Below are 17,514 nucleotides of genomic sequence, written 5' to 3'. Positions count from 1 at the left end.
TTGCGCCCCCCTCGCAGCGGTATTGCACCATGTCCACCAGCTCCAAGACCCGCCGCGACCAGCGCCGTCGCCAGGAAAAGCAGGCCGCCAACAAGGCAGCCGCGCAGGCGTCGCCGGTGGAGCCGCATGCCGAACTGCGCGACGCGCAGCGCACCCTGCTGGCCGGTGTCGTTCGCCGCGATGGCGAATGGGTGCTGGGCATGGATGGCCGCATCGCCGGCCACAGCGAGAGCGCTGCGCAGGTGCTGGCGCTGATCATGCAGGCCGGTGAGCTGCACGAACGCAACGGCACGCCGGTGCGCCTGATGTACTCCGATGCGCTGCGCGATGCCGCGCACGCCGAAGCGAAAGAGAAGGGCCAGACCTTCGAGGAATTCAAGGCGGAACTGGCCGCGGCGATGGCGGCGAAGAAGGACAGCTGATCCGCCGTGGGTAGCGCCGGGCCATGCCCGGCGAGCGCAGCGGTGCGATGAAGAGCCGCCGGGCATGAATCACTCTCACTGCTTGGCGAAAGGCTCCGCGCGCATGGCGATGCGTTCGCTGCAATGGCGCCCACCGGTCACGTGGGCGCGGCCCGGCGCTACATCAGGGGCGGATCCTCGCGGACCCGCCCCTTTTCTCATTTCGCCGCCGGGGCGGCGTTGGCCTGCCAGCCACACATCTGGCCTTCGTTCTGCTGCTTCAGCCACTCGTTGACCGGAGTGAAGTACTCGATCATCGGGCCGGCATCGAGCTTGTCGGTGCCGGTCAGCTCCTTCAGCGTGGCCTGCCACGGCTGGCTGGCACCCTTGCTCAGCATCGCCCAGTATTTCTGGCCGGCTTCCTTGTTGCCGTAGAAGGTGCACTCGTGCAGCGGGCCCTTGTAGCCGGCTGCATCGCACAGGCCCTTGTAGAACTGGAACTGCAGGATGCGGGCCAGGAAGTAGCGGGTGTACGGGGTGTTGCCCGGCACGTGGTACTTCGCGCCCGGATCGAAGAATTCTTCGCCACGGGTACTGGCCGGGGCAACGCCCTGGTACTTGGCCTTCAAGTCCCACCACGCCTTGTTGTAGTTGTCGGCGGTGATCGAACCATCGAATACGCCCCAGCGCCAGCGGTCGATCATCAGCCCGAACGGCAGGAACGACACGCCCGACAGCGCCATGCGCATCTGGTTGTTGATGACCGCTTCGCGGCTCTCGGTCGGTGCATCGACCAGGCCGATCGAGCTGAGGTACTTGGGCGTCATCGCCAGCACGATGGTGTCGCCGATCGCCTCATGGAAGCCATCGTTGGCACCGCCCTGGAACAGCGGCGGCAGCGGGTTGTAGGCCAGGTCGTAATAGATGTGGCCCAGCTCGTGGTAGATGGTGGTGAAGTTCTCTTCGTTCGGCTTGATGCACATCTTGGTGCGCACATCGCCTTCCATGTTCATGTCCCAGGCGCTGGCGTGGCAGACCACATCGCGGTCGTCGGGCTTGATGAACTGGGTGCGTTCCCAGTACGACTGCGGCAGCGACGGCATGCCCAGCGACACATAGAAGTCCTGTGCGCGTTCAGTCATCTGCTTGGCGGTACGCAGTTCGGCTTCGCGCTGCGCCTTGTACTGGGTCGCCACACTGGCGTCCTTGCCGGCCTTGGCCAGCGCCGCGCTCAGGTTGGTCTGGTACTGCTTTTCCAGTGCAGCGGTGATGTCCAGGCTGCCGGCACCCGGGTACGGTTCCAGCTGGTCCCACAGGTTCGACCAGTCCTGCTGCCACATGTTGCCCAGCAGGTGCGCGGCGATCAGGCCGTTGCCCACTTCGGCCTTGTCCTTGCCGTAGGTCTTGTCCAGCTTGCCGCGTGCGTAGCAGTGCAGCTGCTCGTACATCGGCTTGACCTGTTCCCAGAGGCGGTCGGTTTCCGGGCCGATCTGTTCGGGCGGCATGTCATAGCCGCTGCGCCACATCTGGCCGGCATCGGTAAAGCCCATGCCCTTGGCGCCCTCGTTCACCAGGCCGACGAACTTCTGGTAGTCGCCGCGCATGCTCCTGGTGGTGCTGTGCCAGCCCTGCCAGGCGTCGAGCTGCTTGTCGTAGTCGCGGCTGCGCGCCAGCACCTGTTCCAGCTCGCCCAGCTGGCGGCAGGAGTTCGGATCATTGGCATCGGTGCAGTACTTGCCGGCACCGTAGCTGCCTTCCATGCGGGTGGCGATCTGGGTCAGCTCGGCCAGCTTGGCCGGGTCGCGCGGCGCCGGCATCGACGACATCAGCTTCAGCAGGTGGATCGCGCGCTTGCTGTCCTCGCTCATCGGCTTGCCGTCGAACCTGGCGGCCTGTTCGATCCAGCTGTTGAGCTGGGTGAGCGAACGCTCGTTGGCTTTGGCCGCAATGCGTTCCGAATCACCGTTGATGTAGGTGGAGGACAGCCACTGCGCCGAGGTCATCTCCGGGTAAGCGGCCTTGAATTCGGCATTGATGCGGGCCACGAACTGGTCGGCGGTTTCACCGGCCGGAGCGCTGCTGCTGGCGGTATCGGTGCCTGGGGCAGCTTCCTTCTTGCAGGCGGCCAGGGCCAGCGTGGCGGCGGCGATTGCCGAGGCCAGCAGGAGATGACGGTGTTTCACGGGCGGTCCTTGGGTGGTGAACGACGGCCGAAGGCTAGTGGGCCGTCGCTGCCACCGCAAGTGGCGGACGTCAGCCGGGCGGCGCCCGGCACCCGCAGAGGCCAGAGCACAAGCAACAGCAACCGCCGAAGCAACCGCAACAGCGGGGTATCCGTGGGATGGCGCGGCGGTGTGGGCTTGCAGGACACGCCGTAAACCCATCCATGGGGGCTCGATGGCGCCATCCATGGCGCCAACGGTCCTGCAAGCCCACACCGCCCCACGTCTGACAGATCGTGGCGGCTGTTGGTAGGTGTCGACCTTGGTCGACACATCTGTCAGGTATCGACAATCAAAATGGGGTCAGATCCGTTTTCCTCCGGAAAACGGATCTGACCCCAAGATCGTTCCAACAGATCGCGGAAAACTGTCGAAGGCGGGGTGGGTCCGGTTGCGGGGGCGTAAGCGCCATGGATGCGGCGACCGAGCTTACATGGACGTACTTGCAGCGTCCCCCGCAACCGGACCCACCCCGCCACCCCTCAGGAAACCCGCTTCTGCTGTTGCTTCGGCCGTTGCCGTTGCCCCTGCAGGTGCAGGGCTGCAAGCCCTGCCGAACAACCCTCAACCTTCGCAGTTGGCGAACACGTCGCGGTCGCGCTCGTACAGCGCCGTCTTCACCTGCATCAGGCCCAGCACCGACGGGAACAGGTTGTCGTGGTCGGTATACGCCGCCGAACGCTTGCGCACGCACTGCAGATCCAACCCACGGCTGCTGGCGAAGCCCGGCGAGAACCACATCGTCATCGGTACGCGGGTCTGCTCGGCCGGTGCGATCGCATACGGCACGCCATGCAGGAACAGGCCCTTCTCGCCCAGCGATTCACCATGGTCGGACAGGTAGATCATCGCCGTGTCGTAATCCTGCATGCCCTGCAGGGTACCAATGGTCTTGCTCAGGAAATGATCGGTGTACAACACCGCGTTGTCATAGCTGTTGGTGATCTCGTCGCGCGAGCAACGGCCGATGTCACGGGTGTCGCAGGTTGGCTTGAAGCGGGCAAAGGCGGGCGGATAGCGCTCGAAGTAGGCCGGGCCGTGGTTGCCCAGCTGGTGCAGCACCACCACCCGGTCGCCGGGCTTGGCCCGCACCTGGGTGGCCAGGTCCTGCAGCAGGATCTCGTCCATGCAGCGACCATCCGCGCACAGGCCGGGTGTAGTGGCGTCGGACAATGACTGGAAGTCCAGGCCCTCGCACACGCCCTTGCAGCCGGACTGGTTGTCACGCCACAGCGGCGCGATGCCGGCGCGATTCAGTACGTGCAGCAGCGACTGGTGCGCACGGATCTTCTTCTCGTCGTAGTCGTGGCGGCCCCACGGCGAGAACAGGCACGGCAGCGAGACCTCCGTGCTGGTGCCGCATGAGTGCATGTCCGGGAAATTGATCACGCTGGCCTGGGCCAGTTCCGGAGTGGTGTTGCGGCCACCGTTGAGGCCCCAGTTCTGCGCACGGACGGTCTCGCCCATGACGATCACCAGCAGGCGCGGCTTGCTGGCCGGGGCGCGTGGCGTGGCCTTGGCGTCGGTGCCGATCGGCAGCTTCGGTGCGCGCTGCACCGGGTTGTCGCCACGCAGCGCACGCGGCATGCCCAGCAGCACGTTGGCCGGGGTGGCGAGGTAACGCACTTCGCGCTGGTTGCGCATCAGTGCCGAAACATCCTGGAACGAGATCAACGCGCCGCCGACGGCGGTCACCGCGGCCACCGCCAGGAAGCCCAGTCGCCACAGCAGGCTGCGGCCCCAGCTGCGGCGACGCAGCTGCACGCGCCACAACACCGCCATCGGCAACACCGCCAGCAACAGTACCGGCCACAGCAGCGACACGGTCATCAGCTCGCGGCTTTCCTTGGGGTCGGTCGCCAGCACGTTGCGCAGCATGTCCGCATCCAGGTAGATGTGGTAGCGGCTCATGTAGTGCGCGGCGAATGCGGTCACCAGCAGCAACAGGCTGATCACCACCTTGGCGTTCCAGCGCCAGACCAGGATGCCCAGCAGCACGCCGTGAGCACCCAGCAGCAACAGCAGCAGCGAAAGCGCGTAGCGCAGGCTGCCTGGATGGCTGGCCATCGCGCTGTGCCAGAACAGGCCATTCCCGGCTACCGCGAAGAACAGGCTGGTCAGCGCGATCAGCGCTTCGGTGGACAGCTGCGGCCGCCAGTGGCGCAGACCCGCAAGGGCGGGGAGGCGGGCGGGCCGTTGGACCGATGCACTCATGCGTTTGCCTCCTGGCGGTTGGGACGGTCTCGCTGACGGCGTGTCAGGACGCGTTTGACGATCAGATACAGGCCGAGCGAAAGCAGCCAGCAGATCAATGCGGTGGCGACGTCATGCGAGAGGAAGTGCGCGCCGCGCAGCTGCTGGCTGATGCCGAACACCAGACCGGTGCCAAGACCGATCCACAACCCGGCCCAGCGCCATGAAGGGCGCCACAGCAGGGCAAAAAAGTAAAGGGACAACCATGCATAACCCGCGCTGGCGTGGCCCGCCGGGAAGCAGGCCTGCGCGGCCATGCCTGCGGGGCGCGCCGTGAAAAGCCCGATGAAAGGCTGGTGGCCACCGTAGCGGAGCAGATCCCACGGGCATTCCATCGGCACCAGCGACTTCAGCAGGGAGATCACGCCGGTGCCCAGTGCAATGGCAATTACGACATAAAGCAGCGCCCATTGCAGGGTGCGATCGCGCCCCCTACGCCAGTGATGGAAGCACAGCAGGAGCACGACCAGCGCCGCCGCAGTGCTCAACCATTTACCGGCCTTGTGCACGACGCTGCGGGTGATCCAGGCGTCCTGCAATGCCCAATGGCCGCCCTCAAGACGGAACAGGTGGTCGGCCACCCACTGATCGCCGCCGAATCCCATCAGCAGCGCAAACACGGGAAAACCGATTGCGACAGGCAGCCAGATGTGCGTTACGGCAAATTTTGACGCCAGTGGCGATGTCGCAAGCGGTGCTATCGCATCAAGGGGACGGACGGGCATGCGGGGAAGGGGCGGTTCGGGAATCCGCGGTCATGCTCGTCACCTCGATGTCGGAGAAGGGTCGGACGCTCGTTCGTGCCGGGTTAATGCTTGCCCGGCACGTGTCAACGTTCAGTCTTCTTCGGCGGTCGATCCTGTCCGCTCGGCATGGCATTCCGGGTTCCATGCAGTACCGGGAAGCAGTTGCCAACGATTCCTGTTGGCAACACCGATATCGATCACCTTGGCCGGATCCACGCAGGGACTCATCGCGTCGTCCAGCACCAGCAGCCAGCGCTTGTCCGGCGCCTCGGCCACCCACGGGCCGGCGTCGTGCCATTGCTCGGCCCAGGGGCGCTTGAAGCCGAACTCGCGTACCGGGCGGTCAGCCTGCAGCAGGTTCTGCTCGCGCCAGGCGACCAGCGCCAGTTCGGCGTCCGGACCGATCCGTGCGCCGACGCGGCGCATCAGCGCCGATGCCGATGCGTAGGGATCCAGTGCCGGAATCAGCACCAGGCCGTAGAGCATCCACAGCATGCCGTGGGTCAACAGCACCAGTGTCGTGGCGCGGCGCACCCGCAACCAGACGACCAGCGTGGCCAGCGCGATGGCGAAGGTCAGCAGGCCATCACCCAGCACCGGCAGCAGCGCATCGGGCATGGCCCGGCGCTCCAGTTGCGCCAAGGCCCACGGGTGCTCGGTCAGCAGCATCACGCCGAGCACGCCGGTGGCCAGCATCAGCACCACGCTGTAGCCGAACAGATAGCGGCGCACGCACAGCCGGCGCAGCAAGCCGGGCAACAACGGCGCAACCGCCAGTGCCATCGCAGGCAGCATCGGCAGCACATAGACCTCGCGCTTGCCCGGGCTGGCGCTGAAGAACACCAGCACCAGCAGCGCCCAGCCCAGCAGCAGCCACTGCCGGCGGTCGCCCCGGCGGATGCGGCGCCACCACGGCTTGAACAGCAGCGGCAGCAGCAGGCTGCCCGGCAGCCATAGGGTCAGGATCACCTGCAGGTAGTACCAGGCCGGTTGGCGATGGTGCCAGGCGTTGGCATAGCGGGTACCGGTCTGCTTGAACAACAGTTCATGCGCGTAGGCCTGCAGTTCGGCGCTGGGCGTGTGCAGCAGCGCCCAGCCCAGCGGGGCAAGCCACACCGACACGCCCAGCAGGAAGGCCGGGATCAGCCACAGCAGCGTTGCCGGGTGGGGGCCGTCCACGCTGCGACCGCGGCGACGCTGGTACAGCCACCAGCCGAACCACGGCAGGACCATCAGCAGCGGCAGGAAACCCACGCCTTTGGTCACCGTGCCGAGGCCAGCGGCGAACCCCGCCAGCCACAAGGCAGCCAGGTTGCGGCGTTCGCACAGGTGGCGCATCAAGCCCCACAGGGCCACCGTGGTCATGCCGACCAGCACCATGTCGATCTGCGCGCGCTTGGCCATCAGGCCAAACTGCAGGGTGCAGAACAGCGCCGCCAGGGCGTACAGGGAATGCCGCGGCGACCACAGTCGGCGTGCCAGATCCGACACCAACCACAGGCTGAGCAGGGCGCCCAGCAGCGACGGCAGCAGGAACGACCACTGCCAGCTGCCGACGATCTCGTAAGCCGCCGCCTGCAGCCACATGAAGACCGGCGGTTTCTCCGCATACAGCTCCACGCCCCGGTGCGGCAGCAGCCATTGCCCGCTTTCGACCATGGTGCGGGCCGCCAGCACGAAGCGCGGCTCGTCCGGTGGCTGCGGCTGCCGAAGGCCGATCCCCGCTGCCAGCGCAGCAACGATCAACAGCCACAACAGGGGCAGGCGCCAACGGCGGGGCAGGGCTACGGGCACGGCAGGCTCCGGGAGCAAAACGGCCATTCTGAGGTGGCGGGGGTTGGAAAAGCGTCAGAGGAGGCCGGGGCGACCGCATTCCGACATGCGCAGCGCTACCATGGTACGAACTTCCGTGGATGTTTCGTGCATGCGTCTGTTGGTGATCGAGGACAACCGCCAGCTGGTGGCCAACCTGTTCGACTACTTCGAGTCGCGTGGGCATGTGCTCGACGTGGCCCCGGACGGCATCACCGGCCTGCACCTGGCCGGCAGCCACCCCTACGACGCGGTGATCCTGGACTGGATGCTGCCACGCATGGAGGGGCCGGAGGTGCTGCGTCGCCTGCGCGCCGAGCACGCTTCGGAGGTGCCGGTGATCATGCTGACCGCGCGCGACGAGCTGCCGGACAAGATCACCGGATTCCGCGCAGGTGCCGACGACTACCTGACCAAGCCGTTCGCCCTGCCCGAGCTGGAAGTTCGGTTGGAGGCGCTGCTGCTGCGTGCGCAGGGCCGAAACCCGCGCAAGCGCCTGCAGGTGGGCGACCTGGTGCTGGACCTGGCGACCCTCGAAGCCCAGCGGGGGGGGCAGGTACTCCACCTGTACCCGGCCTGCCGCAAGCTGCTGGAGGTGCTGATGCGTGCCAGCCCCGGTGCGGTCACCCGCCAACAGCTGGAGTTCGCCCTGTGGGGCGATGAGCCACCGGATGGTGACCTGCTGCGCTCGCATGTCTACGAGCTGCGCCGCAGCGTCGACGGTCCGTTTGCCGACAAGCTGATCCACACCCTGCCGCGGGTTGGTTATCGCCTTGCGGTGACCGCGGCCGCCGGTGCAGGCAAGGATGATGATGAAGGCGCGTAGGCCGGGCCCGCTGTACCGGCGCGTGGTGTGGTGGTTGCTGGGCTACCTGGCCCTGCTGTCGATCGCCGTGTTCAGCGTCGGCAACTACGTGCACGAACACGCCGAACATGCCGCCTGGCGCGCGCTGCTCAATTCCGAGCTGGACAGCATCGTCGAGCACGTCGAGCATGAGCCGCACTATCGCTGGCAGGATTCGGACACGCTCAGCCTGTACCGCTTCGATGCAGTCAACCTGCCTGACAGCCTGCGTACGCTGCATCCGGGCCTTCACGACGGCGTGATGATCAAAGGCCGGGAGACGGCGGTGATGGTGCGCGAGACCCGGTCGATGGGACGTGTCGCGCTGGCGCTGGACATCTCCGACTTCCATGACCTGGAGCAGTTCGCCACGCGCTGGGTGATGCTGGCCGGGGTGATCATGATCTTCGTCACCGTGCTGATGGCGTCCTTCGGTATGGAACGCATGGTGCGCCCGTTGAGCCTGCTGGCCCAGCACATCGGCGCATTGCGGCCGGGCGTTCAGGGCCAGCGCATCGAGGTCGACCCGCGCGGCAGTTCCGAGCTGCACACCATCGCCGATGCGCTGAACGACTACCTGGACCGCAACGAGCAGTTCGTCGAGCGTGAGCGGGTCTTCATCAGTACCGCCAGCCACGAACTGCGCACGCCGATCGCAGTGATGACCGGTGCAGCCGAGCTGGCGCTGGAGCAACCGGGCCTGCCCGAACGTGCCCGCCAGCAGATGCAGCGGGTCCTGCGCACGGCACAGAGCGTGGAGCAGCTGATCGAGCTGCTGCTGGTGCTGGCGCGTGATCCTGCGCGCCTGGCCGCGCGTGCCGAGCGCATCGCACTGGACCAGCTGCTGCCGGAGATCGTCGACGACCATCGACACCTGCTCGGCGACAAGGACCTGAGCATCGGTATCCAGGCCGCGCCGGTGGATATCGTCGCGCCGCTGGCGGTGGTGCAGGCGGCGATCGGCAACCTGCTGCGCAATGCCATCGAAAACAGCGGCCGCGGCCATATCGAGCTGCAGCTGAGTTCGTCGGCGGTACTGACGCTGCAGGACCCCGGGCATGGGATGAGCCCGGAGGAGATCGCGGCGATCCACGCGCGCATGGCCCGCGGTGAGCGTGCCGATCGAGGCAGTGGCATCGGCCTGGACCTGATCGCGCGGCTGTGCGAGCACCTGGGCTGGACGCTGCAGTTGCAGCCCTGCCAACCGCGCGGGACGCGTGTCACCCTGGACTTCGGCGCTTCGCGCCCCGCCTGATCGGACGGCCGACCTGCTCCGCGCTGCGGCATGACCCGGCGTGAAGACAGTGTTAATCTCGACCTGCGCCGCTTCATGCGGCGCTTTTTTTTCCCGCTCTTTCGATCGACAGAGGATCCCATGCCGACCGAACCCGCTACTGCCCTGATCAGCAACGATATCGTTGGACTGGGCCTGATTGCCGCCACCCTGGCCCTGATCTTCTGGGCCGCCAGTGGTCCGACACCGCTGTTGAAGAAGATCTTCGCCTGGGTGCCGGCACTGCTGCTGTGCTATTTCATCCCCGCCATCTACAACACCGCCGGTGTCATCGATGGCCACAACACCTCGCTGTACAACCCGGTCGCGCGTGACGTGCTACTGCCGGCCGCGCTGGTCCTGCTGACGCTGTCGATCGACCTCAAGGGCGTCATCAAGCTGGGGCCGAAGCTGTTGCTTGTGTTCTGTGCCGGTACCGCTGGCATCATGCTTGGCGCCATCGTCTCCTTCCAGCTGATGAAGCTGATCCATCCGGAAACGGTGGCCGGTGATACCTGGGCCGGCATGGCCGCACTGGCCGGCAGCTGGATCGGTGGCGGCGCCAACATGGTCGCCATGCGTGAGGTGTTCGGCACCGACGCCACCACCTTCGGCCAGTTCGCCGTGGTCGACGTGGCCTGCGCCAGCCTGTGGATGGCGATCCTGCTGTTCCTGGCCAACCGCGCGCAGCAGATCGACACCCGCAACGGGGCCGATACGCGCGCCATCGACGAGATGAAGGCACGCATCAGCGCCTACGAGGCACAGAACGCGCGCATTCCCAGCATGACCGACCTGATGGTGATCGTCGGCGTCGCACTGGGTGGCGTCGGCCTGGCCCACGCCATCGCCGCACCGCTGTCGGGCTGGTTCAAGGCCAACGTCAGCTGGGCCAGCCAGTTCAGCCTGGACAGCCAGTTCGTGTGGGTGATCCTGCTGTCCACGGCGATGGGCCTGGGCCTGAGCTTCACCCGTGCGCGCCGGCTGGAAGCCGCAGGCGCTTCGCGGTTGGGCACGGTGTTCCTGTACTTTCTGATCGCCTGCATCGGCATGCAGATGAACCTGCTGTCGCTGCTGGATCGGCCGTGGCTGTTCCTGCTCGGCGCGATCTGGATGGCCACGCATGTGCTGGTGCTGTGGGTGGTGGCCAAGCTGCTGCGCGCGCCGCTGTTCTTCTTCGCGATAGGTTCGCAGGGCAACATCGGGGCGGCCGCCTCGGCACCCGTGGTAGCCGCGGCCTTCCATCCGACGCTGGCGCCGGTGGGGGTGCTGCTGGGTACGGTGGGCTATGCCACCGGTACCGGGTTGGCTTATGTCACCGGCCTGATCCTGAAGTGGATGGCCGGCGCCTGAGTTCTGACCGGACGATCCTGTTGCGGGTTCGCGGCGTGCGCCGCGAACCCGCTCTGCCCGTGTAGAGCCGAGCCCGCGCTCGGCCTTCTTTGGCCTGCTAAAAGGCCGTCCCGGCCCTCAACAGCAGCGGCCACCATTGCGTCCGCCGTAGCGCGCTTCCTGGCGCTCGCGGAAGAACGTCTTGTAGTCCATCGGCTCCTGGTCCGGATGCTTTTCCAGCATATGCCGGACGTAGTTGTCGTAATCAGGAATGCCACAGCACAGTCGTGCGGTCTGCACCAGGCGCCGCCAGATGCGGCGGTGCGCCTGGTACTGGCCGGCGGGAACCAGTTGCGTACTCATCACAGATCCACCATTTCATGCGGCTTCAGCGCCACGTAAGGGGTCTCGCGGTCGCTGCGCCGCGGATTGCGGCGTGCCGCCAGGATGGTCTTGATCGAATACACCAGGACTGCGCCCACCACCAGCAGGAACAGCGCGGTCAGGCCGGTATTGACGTAGGCGTTGACCACGATCTGCTTCATCTGCGCCACCGACTTGGCCGGCGCCGTGATCGTGTCGCTGGCGAGCGCGGCCTGGAACTTGTGTGCCTGTGCCAGGAAACCCTGCGCCGGGTTGCTGTCGAAGATCTTGATGAAGCCGGCATAGGTGGTGCAGATCAGCAGCCACACCGCCGGTACCGCAGTGACCCACGCATAGCGGTCGCGCTTCATCTTGAACAGCACTACCGTGCCCAGCATCAGTGCGATACCGGCCAGCATCTGGTTGGAGATGCCGAACAACGGCCACAGGGTCTGGATGCCGCCGAACGGATCGACCACACCGGTGTAGAGCAGGTAGCCCCACAGCGCCACGCAGCCGGCGGTACCGATGATGTTGGCGGTCCACGACTCGGTCTTCTTCAGGGCCGGCACGAAGTTGCCCAGCAGGTCCTGCAGCATGAAGCGTCCAGCACGGGTGCCGGCGTCCACCGCGGTCAGGATGAACAATGCTTCGAACAGGATCGCGAAGTGGTACCAGAACGCCATCATTGCGTCGCTGCCACTGGGGATTGCTTCGTGCAGGATCTGCGCGATGCCCACCGCCAGTGTCGGCGCGCCACCTGCACGATGCAGGATGGTCGGCTCGCCGATCGCCGCCGCGGTCGCGGTCAGCTGCTCCGGCGTGATGGTGAAGCCCCAGGTGTTGGTGATGTAGTGCGCCGCCGACGCAGCATCGGCACCGATCACCGCGGCCGGGCTGTTCATCGCGAAGTAGATGCCCGGGTCGATGATCGATGCGGCCACCAGTGCCATCACCGCCACGAACGATTCCATCAGCATGCCGCCGTAGCCGATGTAGCGCATGTGCGCTTCATTGGCCAGCAGCTTCGGCGTGGTGCCGGAGGAAATCAGCGCATGGAAACCAGAGACCGCACCGCAGGCGATGGTGATGAACAGGAACGGGAACATGCCGCCCTTCCACACCGGGCCGTCGCCACTGGCGGCGAACTGGGTCAGCGCCGGCATCTTCAGTTCCGGCATCACGATCAGGATGCCGACGGCCAGCGCGATGATCGTGCCGATCTTGAGGAAGGTCGACAGGTAGTCGCGCGGGGCCAGCAACAGCCACACCGGCAGCACCGATGCGACGAAGCCGTAGCCGATCAGCATCCAGGTGATCTGGGTGCCAGTGAACGTGAACGCCGGGCCCCACACCGGGTCGGCGGCGACCTTGCCGCCGTACCAGATCGCGGCCAGCAGCAGGATCAGGCCGACCACCGAGATCTCGCCGATCTTGCCGGGGCGGATATAGCGCATGTACACGCCCATCAGGATGGCGATAGGCATCGTCGCGATTACCGTGAACATGCCCCACGGGCTTTCGGCCAGCGCCTTGACCACCACCATCGCCAGCACCGCCAGGATGATGATCATGATCAGGAACGCACCGAACAACGCGATGGTGCCGGGTACCTGGCCCATCTCTTCTCTTACCAGGTCGCCCAGCGAACGGCCGTTGCGACGGCTGGACAGGAACAGCACCATGAAGTCCTGCACCGCACCGGCCAGCACCACGCCCACCACCAGCCACAGCAGTCCAGGCAGGTAGCCCATCTGCGCGGCCAGGACCGGGCCGACCAGCGGGCCGGCGCCGGCGATGGCGGCGAAGTGGTGGCCGAACAATACGTGCTTGTTGGTCGGCACGTAGTCCAGGCCATCGTTGTTGATCACCGCCGGCGTGGCCCGGGTCGGATCCAGCTGCATCACCTTGTTGGCGATGAACAGGCTGTAGAAGCGGTAGGCCACCAGGTACAGCGAAACCGCGGCGACGACGATCCACAGCGCATTGATGTGTTCGCCGCGGCGCAGGGCCACGGTGCCCAGACAGAAGGCGCCGAGCAGGGCGAGGACCGCCCAGCCTATTTTGGAAAACCCTTTCATGAGGTGCTCTCTCCCGGAAAGACAGTCAAAGAGTCCCGCGTGCCCTCGACAGGGTCAATTGGCACAGGACGAATCGGCGGTAGTACTTTGGTCGTACGCTTGTTGTGCTGACGTGCAGCGAACATCAGGGATGGAACAATCGGTTGCGGCGCCGTCCATTGGCGTGTGGCCGTGCGGCGTCCATCTTCAGTGGCATCCATCCAACAGGAGTCGCCATGAGCTTTCCCGAACCGGTCCGCGTGCTGCGGACCATCCGTGGCATGCCCACCTCCGACGGTGCCGGCGTGCGCCTGACCCGCGTCATCGGTGGCCCGACGCTGCCCGACCTCGATCCGTTCCTGCTGCTCGATGAATTCGGCACCGACCGCGCCGAGGACTACATCGCTGGTTTCCCGGAGCATCCGCACCGCGGATTCGAGACCGTCACCTACATGCTCGACGGGCGCATGCGGCATCGCGACAACCATGGCAACGAAGGCCTGCTGACCCCGGGCAGCGTGCAGTGGATGACCGCTGGCCGCGGCCTGGTGCACTCGGAGATGCCCGAGCAGGAAAGCGGGCAGATGCGTGGCTTCCAGCTGTGGGTGAACCTGCCGGCGAAGGAGAAGATGACCGAGCCGAAGTACCAGGAGTTCGCGCCTGAGCGGATTCCGGTGGTGCACCCGGAAGCGGGCGTGGAGGTGAAGGTGATTGCTGGCACGGTCGATGGCACCCGCGGCCCGATCGTGCAACCGGCCACCGACCCGCTCTACCTCGACATCACGCTGGCGCCCGACCGTGCCTGGACCTATGCGCTGCCGGAAGGGCACAACGCCTTTGCGTACGTATTCGAAGGTGGCGTGACCGTGGGTGAGCAGGACGCCGCGCGCGACGTCGCCCGCCAGGAACTGGCGGTGCTGGGCGGTGGCGAGCAGTTGCACATCTCGGCCGGCAATGAAGGCGCGCGCCTGATCCTGGTGGCCGGCCGTCCGCTGCGCGAACCGGTGATGCGCCACGGGCCGTTCGTGATGAACACGCGGCAGGAACTGATGCAGGCCTTCGTCGATTTCCAGGAAGGCAAGTTCTGACGTAGTACCGGCCGCTGGCCGGCAACTGCCTCGCATGGAGGCGGATCGGGGTGCCGGCCAGCGACCGGCACAACCGTTGGATGGGGTCGCGCTGCGGGGATGCTGCCAGGCAGCCATCCCCGTCATCCTCAGCGCCCGGCGGCCACGGCCGACGGGGTCAGGCTCATGCCCTGCGCCAGCTGTTGCAGTGACCCCAGCTCCTGCGCGCTGTCCGGATACAGCGAAATCTGCGCGTAACGCCCCTTGTCGAGCTTGACCACGCTGATGCGCCGTTCGGCATACCCCGGCGGTTGCTGGCCGCCCAGGTCGGGCTGGTACCAGTACAGCGATTCACCGCCGAAGCTGCCTTTTTCCTGCCGAAGCGAGCGGTTCAGCGGAATGGACGGGTCACGCGCGCTGAGCATCAGGCTCAGCACTTCGCGGCCATCAGGGGTGCTGGCGCGGCAGACCAGGAAATCGGCCTGCACCTGCTGGTGCCATTGCAGACCGCTGCTGGCCGGCAGCGAAGGACATTCGGACGGCGCCTGCGCGGCGGCGTGGGCCGCAGCGAAAAGCAGGCTCGACAACATGACAGGCACGAACTTCATGCATCCCCCAAGGTGATGAATTGGTTGGCTTCGCCAGCAGAGCCGGCGACCATGGCATCCCATCCCCGGACGCCCCCCATCCGGCATGTGCACGGACGGTCAACTCAACCTTAACGGAACGTGAGCAATCGCACAATTCGCGGTTGCAAGCGCAACCATTGCGGCCGAGGGCCGCCCGCAATGGTTGCTGCGGGGATCAGCGGTCGTTGCCGATCCACTTGTAGATCAGGCCACCGATCGCGCCGCCCAGCAACGGGGCGACCCAGAACAGCCACAACTGGCTGACCGCACCGCTGCCGGCGAAGAAGGCAACGGCCGTGGAGCGGGCCGGGTTCACCGACGTGTTGGTGACCGGGATGCTGATCAGGTGGATCAGGGTCAGCGACAGGCCGATCGCCAGCGGGGCGAACCCGGCCGGTGCCTTGCCGTGGGTGGAACCCATGATCACGATCAGGAACACCGCGGTCAGGACCACTTCGCACAGGAAGGCCGCCGCCACGCTGTAGCCACCGGGCGACAGCGCGCCATAGCCATTGCTGGCGAACGCTCCGGCCTGGCTGCCATCGATGGCGAAGCCACTGGCGCCGGAGGCGATCTGCAGCAGGATGAAGCCGGCCAGCAGGCCACCCGCAACCTGGGCGATGACGTACGGCACCAGGTCCTTGGTCGGGAAGCGGCCACCCGCCCACAGGCCGACGCTGACCGCCGGATTGAAGTGCGCACCGGAGATATGGCCGAACGCATAGGCGCCGGTCACCACGGTCAGGCCGAAGGCGAGCGCCACGCCGAGGAAGCCGATACCCAGCGGATTGCCGTCACCACCGAACTTGGCGGCCAGCACTGCACTGCCACAGCCACCCAGAACCAGCCAGAACGTGCCGAGGAACTCGGCGGACAAGCGTTTACCCATGCTCATGTGTTGCACTCCTTTGACGGTCGAAAGTGTGATTTATGTCACATTTCAATGATCAGCGGGTGACTGTAGCGTCAACGCCGGGTGCAGGAATACACCCTCGGATGTGTGCAACACGCGATGCTCAGTACTGCGGCAGCGGGATGAACTCCTTGTCGTCGCCGGGGATGGTGCCGAAGCGACCGGCTTCCCAGTCGTGCTTCGCCTGCTCGATACGCTCTTTCGAGCTGGACACGAAGTTCCACCACAGGTGGCGCGGGCCATCCAGCGGCTCGCCACCGAACAGCATCGCCTTCACCGGTGTCTTTGCGCGCAGGCGGCCGCGTGCGCCGGCTTCGGGGATGACCAGGTGCTGTGCGGGAATGTCCACGCCATCCAACTGCGCGTCGCCCTCAAGGATGTACAACGCGCGCTCGCGGTGGCCGTCGTCGATGTCGATTTCCGCGTCCGGGTCCAGATCGATCGCCACATTGAGCGTATCGGCGAACACTTTCACCGGCGATTCCTCGCCATAGGCGCGGCCAGCGATCACCCGAAGCCAGGCACCCTTGCGGCGCTGCTCGGGCAGGGTGGCAGCGGCATGGTGATAGAACGCCGGCTCGATTTCCTCATGCGACTTCGGCAGCGCGACCCAGGTCTGCATGCCGTGGATCGGGTTGTCATGGTCGCGGTCCGATTGTGGCGTGCGTTCGGAATGGGCGATGCCGCGGCCGGCGGTCATCCAGTTGACGTCACCGGGACGAATCACCTGATCCGAACCCAAGGTGTCGCGGTGGCCGATGGCGCCCGACCACAGATAGGTAACCGTGGCCAGGCCGATATGCGGATGCGGGCGCACGTCGATGGCGGTGCCGGGGTGCATCAGTGCCGGGCCCATCTGGTCGACGAACACGAACGAGCCGATGCTGCGCGCCTGCAGGGTGGGGACGGCGCGGCGGACTTCGAGGCCGCCGATGTCGTGCACGCGCGGAGCGATGATGGTGGTCATGCGGGCGTTCTCGCTGGCAGGGATCAGGTGGTCAGCATCGCATGCGGCTGTGACGGGGACATGCCTCGTATGGGTAACAGGGTGTTCCAGCCAACGGCGCAGCCCCTCGTGGCTGTGGGGTTGGTCGCTGAAGGCGGAAGCAAGATCAAAAGCCGCGCTTGGCCGGGCGGGTGGGTTGCGCAGGACACGCCGTAAACCCGTCCATGGGGGCTCGATGGCGCCATCCATGGCGCCAACGGTCCTGCGCAACCCACCCGCCCGGCCTCTGACAGTTTCCGTGTGCGTCCAGCCACGGAGAAGAAAAAAGAAAATCAAAATCAAATGCCGGTCGCTTCGCTCTTGGTGTCGACCAAGGTCGACACCCACCAGTTCGTAATGATCCGTGCTGAACAAGGTCGACACCTACCAGTCATCGCAGTTCACCAGCCGTCACCGGGAAACTGTCAGGGGTGGGGCGGTGTCGGGGTGCGGGGTGTCCGCGGCATGGATGCCGCGGCCAAGCCCCCAAGGTGAAGTGACCCCCAGGAGTTGGACGCCAGATCCAACCTCCGAGGGATACATGAACAGATATGACGCGCGCTTCAAGCTGCAGGTTGCCAAAGAGGCCTGCAAGACCTCCACATCGATCAAAG

15 protein-coding genes are annotated in these 17,514 nt (G+C 65.9%); 6 read left to right on the top strand and 9 right to left on the bottom strand.

The annotated features are described in order from the left end of the window. Nucleotides 1-29 precede the first annotated feature (29 nt). Nucleotides 30-422 carry a hypothetical protein gene (locus AC5P7X_RS18055; RefSeq protein WP_495215239.1) on the top strand — a complete coding sequence of 131 codons (393 nt, stop codon included), beginning with the start codon at nucleotides 30-32 and terminating at the stop codon, nucleotides 420-422. 197 nt (nucleotides 423-619) lie between these two features. Here AC5P7X_RS18055 and AC5P7X_RS18050 read toward each other — a convergent pair whose 3' ends face one another. The 4 genes from AC5P7X_RS18050 to AC5P7X_RS18035 form a co-directional block, all read right to left on the bottom strand. After that, on the bottom strand, nucleotides 620-2,584 hold the full coding sequence (locus AC5P7X_RS18050) for a M2 family metallopeptidase (RefSeq protein ID WP_329843167.1): 1,965 nt from the start codon (nucleotides 2,582-2,584) through the stop codon (nucleotides 620-622). A gap of 603 nt (nucleotides 2,585-3,187) precedes the next feature. Then, nucleotides 3,188-4,837, bottom strand: coding sequence for a phosphoethanolamine transferase (locus AC5P7X_RS18045; protein ID WP_053499681.1), 1,650 nt, complete (start codon nucleotides 4,835-4,837; stop codon nucleotides 3,188-3,190). Beyond that, nucleotides 4,834-5,601 carry a phosphatase PAP2 family protein gene (locus tag AC5P7X_RS18040; protein WP_053499683.1) on the bottom strand — a complete coding sequence of 256 codons (768 nt, stop codon included), beginning with the start codon at nucleotides 5,599-5,601 and terminating at the stop codon, nucleotides 4,834-4,836. Before AC5P7X_RS18040 ends, AC5P7X_RS18045 begins: the two co-directional genes overlap by 4 nt. Nucleotides 5,602-5,712: 111 nt before the next feature. Continuing rightward, on the bottom strand, nucleotides 5,713-7,416 hold the full coding sequence (locus tag AC5P7X_RS18035; protein ID WP_053499685.1) for an ArnT family glycosyltransferase: 1,704 nt from the start codon (nucleotides 7,414-7,416) through the stop codon (nucleotides 5,713-5,715). A 130-nt stretch (nucleotides 7,417-7,546) separates the two neighbouring features. Between AC5P7X_RS18035 and AC5P7X_RS18030 the strand changes: the two genes are divergently transcribed. The 3 genes from AC5P7X_RS18030 (at nucleotide 7,547) to AC5P7X_RS18020 (ending at nucleotide 10,904) form a co-directional block, all read left to right on the top strand. Continuing rightward, nucleotides 7,547-8,260 carry a response regulator transcription factor gene (locus tag AC5P7X_RS18030; RefSeq protein WP_005418278.1) on the top strand — a complete coding sequence of 238 codons (714 nt, stop codon included), beginning with the start codon at nucleotides 7,547-7,549 and terminating at the stop codon, nucleotides 8,258-8,260. Then, nucleotides 8,247-9,533 (top strand): sensor histidine kinase, encoded by a 1,287-nt coding sequence (locus AC5P7X_RS18025; protein WP_005418277.1) that lies wholly within the window; start codon nucleotides 8,247-8,249, stop codon nucleotides 9,531-9,533. Before AC5P7X_RS18030 ends, AC5P7X_RS18025 begins: the two co-directional genes overlap by 14 nt. A 120-nt stretch (nucleotides 9,534-9,653) precedes the next feature. Beyond that, nucleotides 9,654-10,904 (top strand): DUF819 family protein, encoded by a 1,251-nt coding sequence (locus AC5P7X_RS18020; RefSeq protein ID WP_005418276.1) that lies wholly within the window; start codon nucleotides 9,654-9,656, stop codon nucleotides 10,902-10,904. Nucleotides 10,905-11,021: 117 nt separating this feature from the next. Here the strand turns inward: AC5P7X_RS18020 and AC5P7X_RS18015 are convergent, their stop codons facing one another. After that, nucleotides 11,022-11,246: a YbdD/YjiX family protein gene (locus AC5P7X_RS18015; RefSeq protein WP_005410613.1), complete on the bottom strand. Its 225-nt coding sequence runs from the start codon at nucleotides 11,244-11,246 to the stop codon at nucleotides 11,022-11,024. Further along, nucleotides 11,246-13,327 carry a carbon starvation CstA family protein gene (locus AC5P7X_RS18010; protein ID WP_206620476.1) on the bottom strand — a complete coding sequence of 694 codons (2,082 nt, stop codon included), beginning with the start codon at nucleotides 13,325-13,327 and terminating at the stop codon, nucleotides 11,246-11,248. The genes AC5P7X_RS18015 and AC5P7X_RS18010 overlap by 1 nt, the downstream gene beginning before the upstream one ends. A gap of 215 nt (nucleotides 13,328-13,542) precedes the next feature. On the opposite strand from AC5P7X_RS18010, the gene AC5P7X_RS18005 reads away from it, so the two are divergent. After that, complete coding sequence (locus AC5P7X_RS18005; RefSeq protein ID WP_053499689.1) at nucleotides 13,543-14,394, top strand: pirin family protein; 852 nt, start codon at nucleotides 13,543-13,545, stop codon at nucleotides 14,392-14,394. A 128-nt stretch (nucleotides 14,395-14,522) separates the two neighbouring features. Here the strand turns inward: AC5P7X_RS18005 and AC5P7X_RS18000 are convergent, their stop codons facing one another. The 3 genes from AC5P7X_RS18000 to AC5P7X_RS17990 all read right to left on the bottom strand — a co-directional run bounded on the left by AC5P7X_RS18000 (nucleotide 14,523) and on the right by AC5P7X_RS17990 (nucleotide 16,882). After that, nucleotides 14,523-14,981: a hypothetical protein gene (locus tag AC5P7X_RS18000; RefSeq protein ID WP_206620477.1), complete on the bottom strand. Its 459-nt coding sequence runs from the start codon at nucleotides 14,979-14,981 to the stop codon at nucleotides 14,523-14,525. A gap of 196 nt (nucleotides 14,982-15,177) precedes the next feature. After that, the gene (gene aqpZ / locus AC5P7X_RS17995; RefSeq protein WP_053499691.1) at nucleotides 15,178-15,897 is read right to left on the bottom strand and encodes an aquaporin Z; all 720 of its coding nucleotides are present in this window, start codon (nucleotides 15,895-15,897) and stop codon (nucleotides 15,178-15,180) included. Nucleotides 15,898-16,018: 121 nt separating this feature from the next. Beyond that, nucleotides 16,019-16,882 carry a pirin family protein gene (locus tag AC5P7X_RS17990; protein ID WP_005418267.1) on the bottom strand — a complete coding sequence of 288 codons (864 nt, stop codon included), beginning with the start codon at nucleotides 16,880-16,882 and terminating at the stop codon, nucleotides 16,019-16,021. A 382-nt stretch (nucleotides 16,883-17,264) separates the two neighbouring features. On the opposite strand from AC5P7X_RS17990, the gene AC5P7X_RS17985 reads away from it, so the two are divergent. Further along, nucleotides 17,265-17,514, top strand: a 250-nt coding sequence (locus AC5P7X_RS17985; RefSeq protein ID WP_495215238.1) for a hypothetical protein, incomplete at its 3' end; no start/stop codon positions are given.

Source organism: Stenotrophomonas sp. YJH_SMC_53 (assembly GCF_059369995.1).
The sequence above is the reverse complement of the archived record's forward strand: the minus strand, read 5'-3'. Positions and strand labels throughout refer to the sequence as shown.

Excerpts from the sequence above, each read along its gene's own strand:
- AC5P7X_RS18055 (WP_495215239.1), top strand. The coding sequence starts at position 30 with ATGTCCACCAGCTCCAAGACCCGCCGCGACCAGCGCCGTCGCCAGGAA.
- AC5P7X_RS18045 (WP_053499681.1), bottom strand. The coding sequence starts at position 4,837 with ATGAGTGCATCGGTCCAACGGCCCGCCCGCCTCCCCGCCCTTGCGGGT.
- AC5P7X_RS18040 (WP_053499683.1), bottom strand. The coding sequence starts at position 5,601 with ATGCCCGTCCGTCCCCTTGATGCGATAGCACCGCTTGCGACATCGCCA.
- AC5P7X_RS18030 (WP_005418278.1), top strand. The coding sequence starts at position 7,547 with ATGCGTCTGTTGGTGATCGAGGACAACCGCCAGCTGGTGGCCAACCTG.
- AC5P7X_RS18025 (WP_005418277.1), top strand. The coding sequence starts at position 8,247 with ATGAAGGCGCGTAGGCCGGGCCCGCTGTACCGGCGCGTGGTGTGGTGG.
- AC5P7X_RS18020 (WP_005418276.1), top strand. The coding sequence starts at position 9,654 with ATGCCGACCGAACCCGCTACTGCCCTGATCAGCAACGATATCGTTGGA.
- AC5P7X_RS18015 (WP_005410613.1), bottom strand. The coding sequence starts at position 11,246 with ATGAGTACGCAACTGGTTCCCGCCGGCCAGTACCAGGCGCACCGCCGC.
- AC5P7X_RS18010 (WP_206620476.1), bottom strand. The coding sequence starts at position 13,327 with ATGAAAGGGTTTTCCAAAATAGGCTGGGCGGTCCTCGCCCTGCTCGGC.
- AC5P7X_RS18005 (WP_053499689.1), top strand. The coding sequence starts at position 13,543 with ATGAGCTTTCCCGAACCGGTCCGCGTGCTGCGGACCATCCGTGGCATG.
- AC5P7X_RS18000 (WP_206620477.1), bottom strand. The coding sequence starts at position 14,981 with ATGAAGTTCGTGCCTGTCATGTTGTCGAGCCTGCTTTTCGCTGCGGCC.
- aqpZ (WP_053499691.1), bottom strand. The coding sequence starts at position 15,897 with ATGAGCATGGGTAAACGCTTGTCCGCCGAGTTCCTCGGCACGTTCTGG.
- AC5P7X_RS17990 (WP_005418267.1), bottom strand. The coding sequence starts at position 16,882 with ATGACCACCATCATCGCTCCGCGCGTGCACGACATCGGCGGCCTCGAA.